Source organism: Undibacterium sp. GW821-FHT11B02 (assembly GCF_058808955.1).
This window is the reverse complement of sequence record NZ_JBXASD010000008.1, coordinates 250549-266993: the sequence shown is the minus strand read 5'-3', so window position 1 is coordinate 266993 and position 16445 is coordinate 250549. Positions and strand designations below refer to the sequence as shown.

Below are 16445 nucleotides of genomic sequence, written 5' to 3'. Positions count from 1 at the left end.
CTGAAAAGTTAAAAGCCGCTAAAGACATACCGGCATCGCTGCTGGCACTGTCTGTTGCGGCTTTTATCAAGAGTAATTCTGGAGAGTTCAATTAAGTTTGGGCGCTCACAAATTCGAGTACTTCATCAACGTGTCCTGCTACTTTGACTCCACGCCATTCTTTCACTAATTTACCGTTGCCGTCAATCACAAATGTACTGCGTTCTATGCCACGTACCTGTTTGCCATACATGTTTTTCATTTTCATGACGTTAAACAGGGCGCATAAAGTCTCGTCCGGGTCGGAAATCAGATCGAAGGGCAGAGCCAGTTTGCTCTTGAAACCCTCATGCGAGCGCAGGCTGTCACGGCTGATACCAATCACTTCAGTATTCGCCTGTTGTAATTGCGCATGCAAATCACGAAAAGCAATGCTTTCCGTCGTGCAGCCAGGGGTATTGTCTTTTGGATAAAAGTAAATGACGATATTTTTACCCAGATAGTCGGTTAAATGAAACGTTTTGCCACTTGTCATGGCAGCGGAAAATTCTGGTACCTGGCAATTCAGTGCAGAGGGGGTGTCAGCCACTGTCATCTCCTTGGTTAGGGGTGGAGAAATGTTGCTGACGGACTAGATCAGAGCGACCAATTCTCCGGAACGACCTGGCAAGCTTGCCCAGGATAATGGGCGTACTGGTAATTCACTTTCCTTGATGGATTGATAATAATCCGCCATGGCGATACATCGATATCCCTGCTTGTGCCAGCCTGTCAGCAATTCCTCGAATATGGGGGCAAGTTTCTGTCCTTCAAGCTCTGCGTGCAGAGTAAATACATGATCTTTTGGAATTGCTGTTAATTTAAGTATATGAGCAGCAATATTTGCCTCGGAAACGACAAGTCCATTGACTTCGCGACCCAACAACTCATCCAGAGTAGGTAAGGTAGTCGGCATCTGGATACATGAACGGACAGTGCCATCAGTCTGCAGGCGGTAAGGGCCGGCTGCAGGGTCTTGCAGGCTGCCATCTTCTTTCAGCATGGCTCGTCCATCGGACGCATACTGCATACCAAACTGGTCAAGCTGGGCGAAAGCGTGAGGATTCATTTGCCAGCCGGCGGCACCATGGGTTTTGGGCGTGTCGCCAAAAATCTGCTGAAAGCGTTGATGTGCCTGCTGCATCTGCTCACGTGTCCAGTCCAGGCCGCGCTGGCGTACATTGTCTTGCCACACCACGTGATCCCAGGTGTGTATGCCACATTCAAAACCGGCATCACGCACAGCTTGCATTTCTCTCTTACAACTGCCGATATCTGGTGCGGGCAGCAATACGCCGTACATCAGGGTTTTCAAGCCATAGTGCTCAAGTACCGAGGTACGCGATACCTTTTGAAAAAAACCGGGGCGAAAAGCACGGCGCAAGGCCCAGCCAGTGTGATCCTTCCCGAGAGAAAACAGGAAAGTTGCACCAGCCTGGTGTTTTTTCAGCAGGCGCACCAGATTGGGTACGCCTTCCCGGGTGCCACGAAAGGTATCGACATCGATCTTGAGAACAATGGTAGGCATGTAGTACCGGCTTAGTCCATCAAGGCGCGTGCTTCGGCTACCTGGCTGCGGTAGGCATCGAAAATATTACGCATGGTGTCTGGCATGGTTGTGACTGGTTTCCAGCCCAGTTCTTCGCAGGTATTAGTGATTTTAGGCACGCGGTTCTGTACGTCCTGGTAACCCATGCCGTAGTAGGCGGCGGAAGTGGTTTCTGTCAGGGAGACTTTTTTCGCGGTTTCTGCGTATTCTGGATATTCAGCCGCCAGATCCAGCATCATGTGCGCCAGTTCACGGATGGAGAAATTATTGGTCGGATTGCCAATGTTGTAGATTTTGCCGCTGGCAACGCCATTTTTATTGTCGATAATGCGCATCAAGGCATCGATGCCATCGTCGATATAGGTAAATGCACGTTTTTGCGCACCGCCGTCGACCAGGGAGATATTTTCACCGCGGACGATATGACCAAAGAATTGCGTCACTACGCGTGAGCTGCCTTCTTTAGGTGTATGGATATTGTCCAAGCCGGCACCGATCCAGTTGAATGGACGGAACAGAGTGAAGTTCAGGCCTTCCATGCCATAACCCCAGATTACGCGGTCCATCAACTGCTTGGCGCAGGAATAAATCCAGCGTGGTTTGTTGATAGGGCCGCAGATCAGTTCGGATTCTTCCGGATCAAATTCTTCGTCATGGCACATGCCATAGACTTCAGACGTGGATGGAAATACCAGATGCTTGCCATACTTGGCAGCGGAACGCACGATAGGCAGGTTGGCTTCAAAATCGAGCTCAAACACGCGCAGCGGTTGTTTTACATAGGTCGATGGTGTGGCAATCGCTACCAGTGGCAGGATGACATCACATTTCTTGACATGGTATTCCACCCATTCTTTATTGATGGTGATGTCACCTTCAAAGAAATGCATGCGCGGATGATTGATCATGTCGCCCAAACGCTCGGTTTGCATGTCCATGCCATACACTTCCCAATCTGTGGTTTCCAGGATGCGCTTGGACAGATGGTGACCGATAAAACCGTTCACGCCGAGGATAAGGACTTTTTTCATAGTGAGTTCTTCTTAAGTAAATGTTGCTTGTCAGTTCAGAATTTGCAATTACTGCACTTATGCCGCCGATGATAAACGGGCCGCCAGGTCTTGTGCAGTAATGATTTTGCCATTCATTAACAATTCAGTAATATGCAATGCGCGGCCATCGCCGCACACGCCAAGGACGACATTATCCACCACATGTAAGCCCGTCGGCAAATTTGCCGTGTCGCCATGGAATAATCTTGCCTTTCCTATCACAAATCGTTGTCCAGTCTGGTCAGTAAATGCACCTGGGTAAGGTGGAGCAACAGCACGATGCAGGTTGTAGACTTGCTGGGCGGTTTGCTGCCAGTTGATACGGCCATCTTCTGGCTTGCGGCCACCAAAGTAGCTGCCTGCTGACAAATCGTTTGGCAAAGCCTTGAAATTACCTGCTACCAAACTGGGCAGGGCGTTCCACAAGCATTGTTCGGCAGCCACGGTCAGTTTGCCAAATACTTCATATGCCGTGTCGTCCGGCAAAATCGGGACAGCCGTCTGGGCAATAATGGCACCCGCATCTGGCTTCAGAGCCATTTCATGCAACGTGGCACCAGTTTCGGTTTCGCCATGCAGTACGGCCCAGTTGACTGGCACACGTCCACGGTATTTGGGCAGCAGGGAACCATGCAGATTGTAGGCACCACGCTTTGCCAGCGCCAGCACATCCAGCGGCAACATATGACGGTAATAAAAACTGAAGATGAAATCCGGGGCGATTTCGGTCAATTGCGCCTTCAGCTCAGGCGCTTTGGGATCATCCGGGGTAATGCAGGGTATGCCTTGCTCGCGGCATAAGTCAGCTACTGACTCAAACCAGATGGTTTCTGCCGGGTTGTCCTGGTGGCTGACCACCAGTTTGACCTGTATACCGCGTGCCAGCAAAGTCTTGATGCAGCGCACGCCAACATTGTGATAGGCGAACACCACTGCACTGGCAGAGGAAGGAAAGGTATTCATTCGGTGCACCTCAATTTGCTTCAGGCAAATCTGCGTTCGACTGTTCTAATATGGTCTGCACCACATAGCGCGGACGACCACGTACCTGCTGATAGATGCGACCAACGTATTCGCCCAGCAGGCCTATTCCGAACAAAATCACACCCATCATGAAAAAGGCAATGGCAAACAAGGTGAACAAGCCTTCCGCTTCTGCCCCAAGTACAAAACGGCGTATCAGCAATAGCAATACCAGCCCACCAGACAGGGCAGACAAGACCATGCCCAGCATGGAAAACCATTGCAGCGGCATGATGGAAAAGCCGGTCATCAAATCAAAGTTAAGGCGTATCAGGCTATAAATCGAATATTTTGATTCGCCGGCGGAACGCTCTTCATGTTCAACGATAATTTCGGTAGGCTTGCGGGCAAAGGTGTAAGCCAGGGCAGGGACGAAGGTGTTCACTTCACTGCACTGGTTGATCAAGTCGATGACATTGCGGCCATAGGCGCGCAGCATATTGCCCTGATCGGTAATCTTGATACGGGTGATTTTTTCGCGGAAACGGTTCATGGCCTTGGATGCATAGGTACGCCATGCCGAATCCTGACGCTTGCGCCGTATGGAACCAACATAGTCATAACCTTCACGCATTTTGTCGACCAGTGCGCCGATTTCTTCGGGCGGGTTTTGCAAGTCAGCATCCAGCGTCACCACGATGTCGCCACGCGTTGCTTCAAAACCGGCCAGAATCGCCATGTGCTGGCCATAATTGCCGTTGAACAGCACTACCCGCGTTACATCCGGGCGCAGGCGATACTGGTCTGCCAGCATGGCAGGCGTGTTGTCGCGGCTGCCATCATTGATGAATAACACCTCATAGGTGATGCCACGCGCAGCAAGATTGTCAAGCGCAGGGTACAACCTGGCAAACAGCTTGGCCAGGCCAGCTTCTTCGTTGTAGACGGGAATGACAACAGAGAGTTCTGGTTTCATTGGTATTGTTTTGACCGATTTCAAAGAAGGCAGGATTTTACCGCAGACACGACTCTTTCGACATCTTCCTCATTCATTGCTGGAAATAATGGCAAAGTAACAATCTGTTTTCCTATGCGTTCGGCAATCGGGAACATGCCATCAGTAAAGCCGCGTTGACGGTACATGCTGAACAGGTGAATAGCCCGGTAGTGATAACCCAGGCCAATCTGCTTATCCAACATTTGTTGCATGAAATGGGCACGGTTCACGCTTTCTGGCAATACTACATGGAACATATGCCAGTTACTGTTTTTAAAATCAGCAACAGGCAATTCCGCTCCAGTTATTTGCTCAAAGTCCTTGCCAAAGCTGGTGAAATAACGTTTTGCCAAGGCTGCGCGCTTGGCATTGAATTCTGCCAGATGCTTCATTTGCCCCAAGCCTATGGCTGCGGCGATATCGGTCATATTGTATTTGCCACCCAGCACATCCACATCGATACCGTCCAGGCCGCTGCGTGTCACGCCTTGCAGGCGATATTTTTCTGCCAGGCGTGCTTCTTCTGCATTATTCAAGACCAGGCAACCACCTTCACCTGTCATGATGTTTTTGTTGACCTGGAAACTGAACGAGGCAAAGTCACCGAAAGAGCCGATACGCTTGCCTTTCCAGCTTGATCCTATCGCCTGTGCGGCATCTTCGATCACACGCAATTTGTATTTGTCGGCAATTGCATACAGTCTCTCCATATCGCAGGGTAGACCGCACATGTGTACCGGAATAATGGCCTTGGTGCGTGGGGTAATGGCTGCTTCGACTTTATCGAGGTCAATATTATGCGTTTTCGCATCAATATCGGCAAACACGGGGGTCGCCCCAGTTTCTATGATGACATTGGCGGTCGCCACCCATGAATTAGGGGTGGTGATAACTTCGTCGCCCGCGCCTATGCCTGCTATACGCAGGGCGATTTCCATGGTGCAGGTGCCAGAATTAAAGGTGCGTACAGGGCGGCCACCGAAATACTCGGACAGTTGTTCTTCCAGTGCCTTGACCTTGGGGCCGCTGGTCAACCAGCCAGAACGCAGTACTTCTGCGACAGCAGCGATGGTTTCTTCATCGATGCTGGGTTTGGTAAAAGGCAGGAATGTGGACGTGTCACTCATGGTGATCCTCTCTATGCTATGCGTAAAATAGTATTTAGTATTCTTTTGGAATGTGGTGTGCCGTCTAAGCTATATTTCTCAACATCGCTTCTATTTGGGTGTGACCAGGTTGGCGACAATGACGCGCCTTGGGTCCTCGCCTATTACCCGCATGGGGAAACTGGTGTTCTTTAATTCTTCATAGATATCCGTGCGCAAAATGGCTACTGCAGGCTCGCCTTTGTCTTGATGGGATTGCCATGTCTTGATGAAATCCTCACGTTTCGGTATCCACAATTGTGGTTCATGTTTCAGGCCAAATTCCATTTCGTCTGGAAATTCGACCAGTATCGTGGTGCGTTTCAGGTAGAAGGGCAAAGCCTGTTCGTAGCGGCCGACTGCATACAATGGGGTGGTCGGGTCTTTCAGTTCGGCTTGCATAGCTGGCAGATGGGCTGTACCAGCGATGTATTTACCCCATGGGTCATGCCCGAGGAAGGCAATTTGCCCAAGCAGGAAACCGGCGCTTGCAATGGTGATGATTGCCCAGTCTTTTCCTGCTCCATCTTTACGAGCCAGCAACCAAGCCCAGACACCGCCAATAACGGCGATCGAAAATGCTGTCACAAGCCAGGGGGCATAAGCGTGATACAGCGGAATGTCATAGGCTTGCTTTACAGGATCGAGGCTGCCCAGAAAATAAGCAAGTCCGGCCAGACCCAGAATGCCAACAAGGATCAAAAGCGCTGCACTGATTTTCACTGACTTATTACCTGCGGCCTCGATATGGACAGCGATCAATAACGCCAGGGCAGGGAAAATAGGCAGGATATAGCCAGGCAATTTGGAGCCGGATATGCTGAAAAAGATAAACAGGAAAGTCGACCAGATCAGCAGCATCTTGCGTGGCTGGAATTGTTCGGTAGCTTCATCCAGACCAGTCTTCAAGCCTTGCAACAGCATGCCTATCCATGGAATGATACCCAGAATCAGCAGTGGAATGAAATAATGCCATGGGCCACCACGTTTGTGAACACCACTAAAAAAGCGATCAAAGTGTTCGTGGATGAAGAAGAATTGTGGATGTTCCGGGTTTTTCAGCGCAATCAAGATAAACCATGGGGCCGTGGCAGCGAAGAACAGGATCAGACCTTTGCCCATATGCAGGCGTTTCCATAAACCCAGGTCGCGCGTCCATATTGTATAAATAACCAGTACAGCGCCGGGCAGTACAAAGCCAATCAAGCCCTTGGACAAGGTTGCCAGTGCCATCCCCAGCCAGCATACCAGCATGGCGTTTCTTTCCGTCGTGCTGCCTGCACTGGCATGCTGCGCGACCAGCAGACCGCATAGAGTCAAGGTCATCATGCCAGACAAGCCCATGTCGAGTGAATTGACATGACCCATGCCCGCCCAGTAAAAACTGGAACCCAGTACCAGCGCTGCGCTGATGCCAGTACGGCGACTGAATACCTTGCTGCCAGTGTAGGCTACTGCTGCCACACCCAGCAGGCCGCACAGACCCGTCCACAAACGTGCTTGCCAGTCGCCTAGGCCGAACAGGGCGAAAGTAAGGGCATTCATCCAGTTTTGTAGTGGCGGCTTTTCAAAATATTTGATGCCGTTCAGGCGCAGGGTGATCCAGTCGCCCGTGGCCAGCATTTCACGTGCCATTTCTGCATACCGACCTTCATCGGTAGGCACCAGGGTGCGGGCGCCCAGCATATACAGCCATATAGCCAGGAACGCCAGGGCGATAGCCCATAGAGTACGCGGTGAATCGTAAGGGGATTGCTGTTTCATGCAGTTTCCATAATCAGGGCCAGGGCGACTTTGCGGCCTTCGGCCATGAGGATGTTATATGTCCTGCAGGCAGCCTGATTGTCCATACATTCGACGCCTATGCGCTTGGCTGCCAGTGGGGCGGTCAATTTGGGATGAATAAATCGCTGTTTATTGCCAGTGCCGAGTATTACTACATCTGGCAAGGTAGCTTCGATTTGCGCGAAATCGGCAGGATTCAACTGATCAAAGCTCTGAGCAGACCAAGCCTGCGGCTTGCTTTCAGGCAGTACAATCAGGCTGTAGTCGTAGCTAATCGCATTGATTTCCACACTGGTTTTGTCATAAGCAGTAATGGTCTGGTATTGCTGAGTGGCGGTGGAATGCAACTTCATCTATATGGCTCTATAGGTTTTTGGCTGGAATGAGTGGCGCATTGTAACGTTTTTTGTGCTGTTTAATGCGATAGGCTGGGCGTTGTACTTGTCGATATGGGGATGTGGGTTGTGAATCCAAGGTTTATTTGCCGCTCCATGCATCCCAGCCAACGCGGGTAATTTTGGCTATGCTTAAATCCCTGGATGTATGCGGTGCAGTGCTGTCTGTCAAGAAAACAGCCACCGCCATATGGTGACCATTGGGCAAGGTGACGATTCCAACATCGTTGTGGGCTGCAGTAAAGCCATTGCGGTTGCCGGATGTCCCGGATTTGTGAACGACTAAAGTGTCAGATGGCAATAAACCCTTGATGCGGGCAGGAGTACTGTCATTTTCTTGCATCCATTTCATCAACAGCTCACGGCTTTGGGGGCTGAGGCCCTTACCTTGCTGGAAAGCCTGCAAGAGTGTGATCATAGCTTTGGGTGTGGCTGAATTGCGGTACTGGATAGTCCAGTTTTTACTCATTTCTTTTTCTGTATCCATGATTTTAATATTATGAATACCCAGTCGCTCCAGGTATTGCATGACAGCCGCAGGCCCACCCAGCAGGCGCAGCAAGACGTCGCTAGCCGTGCTGTCGTTGTCAACAATGGCATGGCGCATCAGTTTCCTTAAAGGAATATTAGCGTTTCCTTGTGAGTGTTCATCGCGAACAGGACTGGGCTGACCTTCGCCGGCCAAATCTTCCGGCGTGACCATTATTTTTTGATCAAGTTTGAATTTGTGCTGATCAACCGCAGCCAGGGCAGCCATGACGATGGGGAATTTATACACACTTTGCATCGGTGCAACTGCATCTGGGAAGATCCACAGGCTTTGTCCGGTTTCCAGTACCAGCAGGCTGGCACTGAGCTTGCCACCGCTATCCATGGCAATGGCTTCGAGCACATTTTGTGCAGCCGCAATGCCATGGCATACCAACGACAGGCTGATGGACATCATCAGCGAAGCAAACAATTTTTTCATGGCGACGGTCTTTTTATTCAAGTGGCACTATATAGACAAACAGCTTACACTTTTGTTCTTGGTTTTGTTTTGCAAGCATCAGCCAACAATGATGTGATAACAGATTGCGCATTAATGCAATATTAATTTTGCAACGATTGCGAAGTTCTCATTGATAAAAACCGGCGCTTTGTGCAGAATGGAATGTTCGGCAGTGCAGCATTTTCTGTATTGTGGCTTAATCAGGATGGATGCAAGAGGATTCCGGTCATTAAATTTGACACAGCATGACACCGGAGCAACTTGCTGGATGTCCCGTAAATATTATCAAGGATTGCAGCGGTGCGACCTATACAAAAATCACAAAAATTAGCAGACGTTTGTTATGACATCCGTGGCCCTGTCATGGAAAAAGCCAAACAGATGGAGGATGAAGGACACAAGATCATCAAGCTGAACATTGGCAATCTGGCCGTTTTCAACTTTGATCCGCCTGACGAAATCGTGCAGGATATGATACGCAATATGCAAAATGCCGCCGGTTATACCGACTCCAAAGGCATGTTTGCGCCGCGTAAAGCCATCATGCATTACACGCAGGAAAAACGTATCCATGGCGTGACCATTGAAGATATCTACATCGGTAATGGCGCTTCAGAACTCATCGTCATGGGCATGAATGCCTTGCTCAACAGCGGTGATGAAGTGCTGGTGCCAGCACCCGATTACCCGTTGTGGACAGCAGCGGTCAGTCTGTCGGGCGGCAAGCCTGTGCATTATGTCTGTGATGAGTCAGCTGACTGGATGCCGGATATTGACGATATCAAAAGCAAGATTACGCCCAATACATGCGCCATCGTGGTCATCAACCCGAACAATCCTACTGGCGCACTGTACCCGGTAGAAATCTTGCAACAAATTGTCGATGTCGCTCGCCAACATCAATTGATCGTCTTTGCCGATGAGATTTACGACAAGACCCTGTATGACGGCGAAGAACATACGTCGATCGCCTCGCTTGCAGACGATGTGCTGTTTTTGACCTTGAATGGTTTGTCGAAAAATTACCGTTCATGTGGTTATCGCGCTGGCTGGATGGTCGTATCCGGTGAAAAGCGCCATGCAAAAGATTATATCGAAGGCTTGACCATGCTGGCATCGATGCGCTTGTGTGCCAATGCGCCTGGTCAGTTTGCGATTCAAACTGCCCTGGGCGGTTACCAGAGTATCAATGACCTGGTAGGCCCTGGCGGGCGGCTGTTGAAACAACGTGACCTGGCTCACAAGCTGTTAACAAGTATTCCTGGTGTAAGCTGCGTCAAACCCAAGGCTGCACTGTATATGTTTCCAAAACTGGATCCTTTGATGTACCCGATCAAGGATGACCAGGAATTTATCCACGAACTGCTGACCGAGCAGCGCGTGTTACTGGTACAGGGAACGGGATTCAACTGGATCAATCCCGACCATTTCCGTGTCGTGTTTTTACCCAACACGGATGATTTGACTGAAGCTTTCGGACGTATTGCGCATTTCCTTGAAGGATATCGCCGACGTCACGGCACCAATTAATGGGATAGACGCAAAACTGCTGCAAAGGTTTTGCCCAAACCCCGATTAACATCCATTTATTGTTTAGAAATCATATGAAACCCATCAAAGTAGGCCTGTTAGGCATAGGCACCGTCGGCTCCGGCACTTTCAACGTCTTGAAGCGTAATCAGTTAGAGATTACGCGTCGCGCAGGTCGCTCGATTGAGATTGCCATGGTGGCAGACCTGAATGTTGAGCGGGCACGCGAATTGACCAATGGTGAATGCGAAGTAGTAAGCGATGCCAACCTGGTTGTCACCAATCCAGATATCGATATCGTCATTGAACTGATCGGTGGTTATGGCATCGCCAAAGACTTGGTATTGAAAGCCATTGCCAACGGCAAACACGTGGTCACTGCCAACAAGGCTTTGCTGGCTACCCACGGCAATGAAATTTTCAAGGCGGCACAGGAAAAATCCGTCATGGTGGCGTTTGAAGCGGCTGTTGCTGGCGGCATCCCCATCATCAAGGCGTTGCGTGAAGGCCTGACCGCCAATCGTATACAGTGGATCGCTGGCATCATTAACGGCACCACCAATTTTATCCTGTCGGAAATGCGTGACAAGGGTCTGGACTTTGCGACTGTACTCAAACAGGCGCAAGAACTGGGTTATGCTGAAGCCGACCCTACCTTCGATATCGAAGGTGTCGATGCTGCGCACAAGGCTACCATCATGGCGTCGATAGCCTATGGTATCCCCATGCAGTTTGATAAAGCTCACGTCGAAGGCATTACCAAGCTGCAAGCCAGCGACATCCGTTATGCTGAAGAACTTGGCTATCGCATCAAATTGCTGGGGATCAGCAAACGTACTGATGCAGGTATAGAACTGCGCGTGCATCCTACGCTGATCCCGGAAAAACGTCTGATCGCCAATGTGGAAGGTGCGATGAATGCAGTATTGGTGCAGGGTGATGCTGTCGGCGCTACGCTGTATTACGGCAAAGGTGCTGGCTCCGAACCAACTGCATCTGCCGTTATTGCTGATCTGGTTGATATTACCCGTCTGGCTACAGCTGATCCTGAACACAGGGTTCCTTACCTGGCGTTCCAGCCACATTCCCTGAGTGATTTGCCGGTGTTGCCGATGTCAGAAATTGTCACCAGCTATTATCTGCGCATGCACGTTGCGGACAAGCCTGGTGTATTGGCCGATGTAACACGCATCCTGGCTGACTTGACGATTTCGATTGACGCCATGCTGCAAAAAGAGCCAGCGGAAGGCGAAACACAGACTGACATCATTATCCTGACGCATCAGACCAAAGAGAAAAATATTGTCGCGGCGATAGAAAAAATCGAGAAGCTTGATACGATCTTTGGTGCAGTCACTAAATTGCGCCTTGAAGAGTTGAGCTGATAGCGTCTGCCAGCGGTCACGCATTACATGATCGCTGACTGCACTATGTAAAAAACGGCGTGCCCATGAAATAATGGTCGCGCCGTTTTCTTTCTCTGGCGGGGAGATAGCGACCAGTGTGCAGCAGAGATTGCAATATGCTGATGCCGCGAACATCACCAGGTCCGCATTATGCAATACACTGGAATGGTAAACGGTGCATGCAGTGCGTAATAACTTGATAGCTGGTTGTCGGCAGAGCTGGAAAATGTGTGCAAGTTGAAGAGCTTTTAGCTTGATCCTAAATAGCAACGATTGAAGCGTACATAATGTAAAAGCAGCCCCCTCCAACCAAGCATTAAGTAAGTTCAGTATTCTGTCTGGTAGAAAGGTGTCAAATGCTGATAGCGCAAATTTCTGATCCACATATTCGACCCGCTGGTGAGCTTTATCAGGGCGTGGTGGACTCAAACCGGATGTTTTGCGATGCGCTTAGAACTCTGGAAGGGCTTGATCGCATACCTGATCTACTCTTAATTTCGGGCGACCTAGTGGATCATGGGCGTATGGCGGAATATGACACTGCCAAGAACTTATTGGCAGGACTCAGAATTCCTTATTTAGTCATCCCCGGCAACCACGATAATCGGGACAATTTTCGCGCTGCTTTTAGTGAACATTTATACTTGCCTCAAAATGGTCCGCTGCATTACTGTTACGACGATTTCCCCGTACGAATCGTGGCCCTGGACTCATGTGTTCCAGGATTCCATCATGGGGGAGTCGATGATGCCGGGCTTGCGTGGCTACAGCGTACCCTGGAAGAAAATCCGGTCAAGCCTACGGTACTGATGTTGCATCATCCACCGTTCGTTAGTGGCATCCCATATATGGACATCTACCGCTACACAGACTCAACACACTTAGAGTCTATTGTACGCAGCTTTACCAACATCGAGCTGGTGGTGTGTGGTCATGTACATAGAACGATGTTTCGACGTTGGGCTGGGACTGTCGTATGTTCGTGCCCTAGTAGTACCACAGAGATTGCTCTTCATTTGGCCGCCGATGCCGCCCCGGAGTCTTTTCTGGGAACGCCTGGATGCATGTTGCATTTATGGGATGAGGTACATGGCATGGTAAGTCACCTGAGTCAAATCGGTCAATTCGACGGTCCTTATGCATTTGCATAAAAATAGCGCTTTTATATTTGGCGCTTACGTCTAATGCGTTATTTTCTAAACTCTACCTTCAGATGAAAGATAACCGGGCGTTAGTAATTACAAGGGCTGCAGTTTCATTTGTTCTACGCGCCGGGCACCTGCGAGCTACGTCGGGAGATGTGTCAGCAGTTTGAAATTGACACATACAATCGCGCTTTGGTGTACGTTGGTTGGCATCAGCGCAGCAATTTCTCATGAAATTCTGCCGGGTAGTCTTTATGGACTTTTAGCACAGTCGTAACCCTGGTGCCATAGTCTGGCGAAACTATGCATGGGGAAGACAATAATCTTTCCATCTCAAACGAGATGCCGGTATCCGGCAGGCGACAGTCTGGTGCCGGTGTAGTGTTGGCCAATACTTCAAAATAGGCATCGACTGGTGCGCGCTGACAAATCATGCTGGCAAATTCTGCCTTGGTCCTGACAACTTTTGGCCAGGGCGTATCCAGCGCAGCATTGGAAATCCCATAGATGCCAGGCGGCAGGGGCTGACCATTGCGCACGTCGTCCAGATGACGATTTGAAAACCAGATCAGATCTTCCTGATCACCCAGCAGCAGGTTAAAGCCGTTATAGCTGGCCACCTGATCGCGGATGCTGGCGATATAGTCCTTGGCACTTAGCGGGCTATTCAGGTAATTGGCGACCAGTTCCCCACGTGACGGCGCATCTTCACGACGTTCGTCGGGGGCCCTGATATTGGTGATGGCAGCAAATTTGGTGGTCAGGCTGTCAGCACCATTTTGGCTGGTGATGCCCAGCCAAGTGCCGCCAGACTGCAAGTCACGACCTGCAAAGATGTGCGGATTGTCTTGCCACCAATCTGCTGCAGCGGCGGGGCGCTCATAAAATTCGTCACGATTGCCTGCAAAAATCAGCGGCGTGCAAGGTATCAGCTTCCAGGCGAAAACAATCAGGCACATAAGCTCACGTCCATAAAATATTCCATATGTCGTTCACCCTGTAGCAATTCGGATAAACGGGTTTGGGCATACGCCTGTGCCAGTTGCTGTTCAAAATCAGAGCTGACCTGGTGATGAATTTCCATCCAGGTGTGCAGGCCATCTTGTGCAGAGGGTCGTCTTTGCAAGCGATGAGCAGCGCCAGATTGTTGCTGCATATGGGTCTGGAGTAGTTGTTCTTGCAGGATCACATCAGTCTCCTGGTGGCTCATGGCTTTAAAATAGATATAACAATCCATATCGGCGGTCTTTATCGTTTTTGCTATTGCTGGCTTCATGGACGCATTCGTTGTTTATTGCGTAATGTCCAAAATTTCGTAAGGCAGTGGCAGTAATGCAATCTCTGTGCCAGTTGCAGAAGTCAGATGCAGTTTGCCTTCTTGCTGATCACTCAATTTCATTTCAATCAATGCCAGGCTGCTACCGGCTTGCTCTTGCTCGGCGTTGACCACCACGCCACATGGCTGGCTTGCGTCATCGCTGTGGAAAATTTCTGTGCCCGGCAATACCTGCTCAGTGGCTATCCTGGCCAGGCCCATGCGACGCTTCAGCTTGCCCAGGTACTGGCTGCGTGCCACGATTTCCTGTCCTGGATAACATCCTTTTTTGAAGTTAACGCCGCCTATTAACTCAAAGTTGACCATTTGTGGAACAAATTGCTCTTGCGTGCTTGGGACGATGGTCGCAATACCGGCCTGGATGTCGGTCAGGCGCCAGGCTGCTGTGTTCACGACCTGTAACTGGCTGCTGATTGTGGGCCAGGCTTGCTGCGCCAGTTCAGGCGAGGTAATCCATTGAAAACGCGCTTGCTGTTCTGCATCCGGCAAACGCAACAGGCTGCCCGATGCATTGGTGACCTGGGTATTGATAGCAGCGGGTAATTGTGGGAACCAGTTCTGCAACACGCCCGCAGCGGCTGCACCACCCAAGCCCAGCACTATCTGGCCGGGATTAATGTCCTGCAATTTCACTTTTGCTCTTAATACAAACATTTGCAAACGTTTTTGCAGGGCGGGCTGTAAAGGTCGGGATAGTTGCAAGACAATGCCTTGTTCGTTTTTCCAGTACAAGAAGCTGGCCAGCATGCGGCCTTTGGCCGTGCAATAGGCGGCACGGCGTACTTCAGTGGCATCCAGATGTTCTACGTCATTACTTAATTGATTGTGCAGAAAGCTGGCAGCATCGTCGCCGGTAGCCAGAATCAGGCCCAGGTCTGTCAAAGGGGCGACGAAACCGGTTTGCAAGGCATGGGATTGCCAGTGAGGTGCAAATCCCCGGGTATCGTCGTTTTCAATAACAGCGCCTTGGCTGGATAAAAATTCTTCCCACGTCATATCAATATACTCACTGTTCTTTGCTGATTCGCTTAATGTTCGTAGTGGCTTTACAATACTGCCTGCACCTGTTCAGGCGAATTATAGTAGCGTCCGCGAAATTGCGTCAGAACACACTCAATTTTTAAATAAGCTGCCCGCATGGGATATATAAAAAAACTCTTTTTCTTGCTGATACTGCTGGCATGCGTTGCTGGCTATGGATTTTATACCTGGATGCAGCAGCCGCTGTTTGATAGTGGACCAGCCATAGAATTTGCGATTAAGCCGGGTAGTAGCGTGCGCTCTTCTGCACGCCAGATCCATGATGCAGGCGTGCCAGTGAATCCCTTGTTGCTGGAAGCATTGGCACGCGTTTTGGGCAAAGCCAACAAGTTGAAGGCTGGGTCGTATGAAATCGAAGCAGGTAAGACGCCACAGGATTTGCTGAATAAAATCGTCAATGGTGAATTTTCCATGGCTAGTCTGGTCGTCATCGAAGGCTGGACTTTTCAGCAGATGCGCAAGCTGGTAGACGCGCATCCTTCAATCAAGCATGAAACCCAGGGCTTGAGCGAAGCAGAACTGATGCGCAAGATCAGCCCTGAATTCAGTCAGGCAGAAGGCTTGTTCTTTCCGGATACTTACCGGTTTGCCAAAGGCAGCTCGGATGTGCAGCTATATCAGCAAGCACATGCTCAATTACTGAAAAAACTTGATGACGCCTGGAAGGCACGTGAATCTGATTTGCCGTATAAAAACCGCTATGAAGCACTGACCATGGCTTCCATCATAGAAAAAGAGACAGGGCAGAAATCGGAACGTAATATGATTGCTGCAGTGTTCATCAACCGCTTGCGGCTTGACATGCTGTTGCAGACTGATCCTACTGTCATTTATGGCATGGGTGAGCGTTATCAGGGCAAAATATACAAGCGTGATTTGCTAACCGATACTCCCTATAACACCTATACTCGTGTCGGCTTGCCGCCAACGCCTATTGCCTTACCAGGAAAGGAGTCGTTGTCCGCAGCATTCAACCCAGCCAAGAGCAATGCCTTATACTTTGTGGCGCGTGGCAATGGTACCAGTCAGTTTTCAGATAACCTGGATGACCACAACCGAGCGGTGAATAAGTACCAGCGTTGAAGTATCAAC

16 protein-coding genes are annotated in these 16445 nt (G+C 50.1%); 4 read left to right on the top strand and 12 right to left on the bottom strand.

Annotated elements, in window-relative coordinates:
- Positions 1-91: 91 nt before the first annotated feature.
- The 9 genes from AC1RVX_RS18965 to bla all read right to left on the bottom strand — a co-directional run bounded on the left by AC1RVX_RS18965 (position 92) and on the right by bla (position 8874).
- The gene (locus AC1RVX_RS18965) at positions 92-568 is read right to left on the bottom strand and encodes a peroxiredoxin (RefSeq protein WP_493218163.1); all 477 of its coding nucleotides are present in this window, start codon (positions 566-568) and stop codon (positions 92-94) included.
- Between the two features lie 42 nt (positions 569-610).
- Positions 611-1546, bottom strand: a complete 936-nt coding sequence (locus tag AC1RVX_RS18960; RefSeq protein WP_493218162.1) for a polysaccharide deacetylase family protein — start codon at positions 1544-1546, stop codon at positions 611-613.
- 11 nt (positions 1547-1557) lie between these two features.
- A complete protein-coding gene (locus AC1RVX_RS18955) occupies positions 1558-2598 on the bottom strand; it encodes a bifunctional UDP-4-keto-pentose/UDP-xylose synthase (RefSeq protein WP_493218161.1) in 1041 nt (346 codons plus the stop codon).
- Between the two features lie 57 nt (positions 2599-2655).
- The gene (locus tag AC1RVX_RS18950) at positions 2656-3582 is read right to left on the bottom strand and encodes a formyltransferase (RefSeq protein ID WP_493218160.1); all 927 of its coding nucleotides are present in this window, start codon (positions 3580-3582) and stop codon (positions 2656-2658) included.
- Positions 3583-3592: 10 nt separating this feature from the next.
- Positions 3593-4558 carry a glycosyltransferase gene (locus AC1RVX_RS18945; protein ID WP_493218159.1) on the bottom strand — a complete coding sequence of 322 codons (966 nt, stop codon included), beginning with the start codon at positions 4556-4558 and terminating at the stop codon, positions 3593-3595.
- Positions 4559-4578: 20 nt separating this feature from the next.
- Positions 4579-5706: a DegT/DnrJ/EryC1/StrS family aminotransferase gene (locus AC1RVX_RS18940; RefSeq protein ID WP_493218158.1), complete on the bottom strand. Its 1128-nt coding sequence runs from the start codon at positions 5704-5706 to the stop codon at positions 4579-4581.
- A gap of 90 nt (positions 5707-5796) precedes the next feature.
- Positions 5797-7488, bottom strand: a complete 1692-nt coding sequence (locus tag AC1RVX_RS18935) for a glycosyltransferase family 39 protein (protein ID WP_493218157.1) — start codon at positions 7486-7488, stop codon at positions 5797-5799.
- A complete protein-coding gene (locus tag AC1RVX_RS18930) occupies positions 7485-7862 on the bottom strand; it encodes an Mth938-like domain-containing protein (RefSeq protein WP_493218156.1) in 378 nt (125 codons plus the stop codon). The genes AC1RVX_RS18935 and AC1RVX_RS18930 overlap by 4 nt, the downstream gene beginning before the upstream one ends.
- Positions 7863-7986: 124 nt before the next feature.
- Positions 7987-8874, bottom strand: a complete 888-nt coding sequence (gene bla / locus AC1RVX_RS18925) for a class A beta-lactamase (RefSeq protein WP_493218155.1) — start codon at positions 8872-8874, stop codon at positions 7987-7989.
- A 321-nt stretch (positions 8875-9195) separates the two neighbouring features.
- Here bla and AC1RVX_RS18920 point away from each other — a divergent pair, with 321 nt between their 5' ends.
- From AC1RVX_RS18920 to AC1RVX_RS18910, 3 genes are all read left to right on the top strand, one after another.
- On the top strand, positions 9196-10425 hold the full coding sequence (locus AC1RVX_RS18920) for a pyridoxal phosphate-dependent aminotransferase (protein ID WP_493218154.1): 1230 nt from the start codon (positions 9196-9198) through the stop codon (positions 10423-10425).
- 74 nt (positions 10426-10499) lie between these two features.
- Entirely contained in the window at positions 10500-11810 is a 1311-nt protein-coding gene (locus tag AC1RVX_RS18915) for a homoserine dehydrogenase (RefSeq protein WP_493218153.1), read from the top strand.
- 377 nt (positions 11811-12187) lie between these two features.
- Positions 12188-12982 carry a phosphodiesterase gene (locus AC1RVX_RS18910; RefSeq protein ID WP_493218152.1) on the top strand — a complete coding sequence of 265 codons (795 nt, stop codon included), beginning with the start codon at positions 12188-12190 and terminating at the stop codon, positions 12980-12982.
- A gap of 206 nt (positions 12983-13188) precedes the next feature.
- On the opposite strand, the gene AC1RVX_RS18905 is transcribed toward AC1RVX_RS18910, so the two are convergent.
- Genes AC1RVX_RS18905 through ygfZ form a run of 3 tightly spaced genes read right to left on the bottom strand, consistent with a single transcriptional unit; the run spans position 13189 to position 15308 of the window.
- Positions 13189-13935: an NRDE family protein gene (locus AC1RVX_RS18905; RefSeq protein WP_493218151.1), complete on the bottom strand. Its 747-nt coding sequence runs from the start codon at positions 13933-13935 to the stop codon at positions 13189-13191.
- Positions 13926-14252, bottom strand: a complete 327-nt coding sequence (locus tag AC1RVX_RS18900; RefSeq protein WP_493218150.1) for a DUF4936 family protein — start codon at positions 14250-14252, stop codon at positions 13926-13928. Before AC1RVX_RS18900 ends, AC1RVX_RS18905 begins: the two co-directional genes overlap by 10 nt.
- 15 nt (positions 14253-14267) lie before the next feature.
- The gene (ygfZ, locus tag AC1RVX_RS18895) at positions 14268-15308 is read right to left on the bottom strand and encodes a CAF17-like 4Fe-4S cluster assembly/insertion protein YgfZ (protein ID WP_493218149.1); all 1041 of its coding nucleotides are present in this window, start codon (positions 15306-15308) and stop codon (positions 14268-14270) included.
- Positions 15309-15449: 141 nt separating this feature from the next.
- Between ygfZ and mltG the strand changes: the two genes are divergently transcribed.
- Positions 15450-16436 carry an endolytic transglycosylase MltG gene (gene mltG, locus AC1RVX_RS18890; RefSeq protein ID WP_493218148.1) on the top strand — a complete coding sequence of 329 codons (987 nt, stop codon included), beginning with the start codon at positions 15450-15452 and terminating at the stop codon, positions 16434-16436.
- Positions 16437-16445: the final 9 nt, after the last annotated feature.

Bases quoted from the DNA above. Each gene is read 5' to 3' on its own strand.
- AC1RVX_RS18960 (WP_493218162.1), bottom strand. From the start codon at position 1,546: ATGCCTACCATTGTTCTCAAGATCGATGTCGATACCTTTCGTGGCACC.
- AC1RVX_RS18935 (WP_493218157.1), bottom strand. From the start codon at position 7,488: ATGAAACAGCAATCCCCTTACGATTCACCGCGTACTCTATGGGCTATC.
- ygfZ (WP_493218149.1), bottom strand. From the start codon at position 15,308: ATGACGTGGGAAGAATTTTTATCCAGCCAAGGCGCTGTTATTGAAAAC.
- AC1RVX_RS18940 (WP_493218158.1), bottom strand. From the start codon at position 5,706: ATGAGTGACACGTCCACATTCCTGCCTTTTACCAAACCCAGCATCGAT.
- AC1RVX_RS18915 (WP_493218153.1), top strand. From the start codon at position 10,500: ATGAAACCCATCAAAGTAGGCCTGTTAGGCATAGGCACCGTCGGCTCC.
- AC1RVX_RS18905 (WP_493218151.1), bottom strand. From the start codon at position 13,935: ATGTGCCTGATTGTTTTCGCCTGGAAGCTGATACCTTGCACGCCGCTG.
- AC1RVX_RS18955 (WP_493218161.1), bottom strand. From the start codon at position 2,598: ATGAAAAAAGTCCTTATCCTCGGCGTGAACGGTTTTATCGGTCACCAT.
- AC1RVX_RS18900 (WP_493218150.1), bottom strand. From the start codon at position 14,252: ATGAAGCCAGCAATAGCAAAAACGATAAAGACCGCCGATATGGATTGT.
- AC1RVX_RS18950 (WP_493218160.1), bottom strand. From the start codon at position 3,582: ATGAATACCTTTCCTTCCTCTGCCAGTGCAGTGGTGTTCGCCTATCAC.
- mltG (WP_493218148.1), top strand. From the start codon at position 15,450: ATGGGATATATAAAAAAACTCTTTTTCTTGCTGATACTGCTGGCATGC.
- AC1RVX_RS18945 (WP_493218159.1), bottom strand. From the start codon at position 4,558: ATGAAACCAGAACTCTCTGTTGTCATTCCCGTCTACAACGAAGAAGCT.
- AC1RVX_RS18930 (WP_493218156.1), bottom strand. From the start codon at position 7,862: ATGAAGTTGCATTCCACCGCCACTCAGCAATACCAGACCATTACTGCT.
- bla (WP_493218155.1), bottom strand. From the start codon at position 8,874: ATGAAAAAATTGTTTGCTTCGCTGATGATGTCCATCAGCCTGTCGTTG.
- AC1RVX_RS18910 (WP_493218152.1), top strand. From the start codon at position 12,188: ATGCTGATAGCGCAAATTTCTGATCCACATATTCGACCCGCTGGTGAG.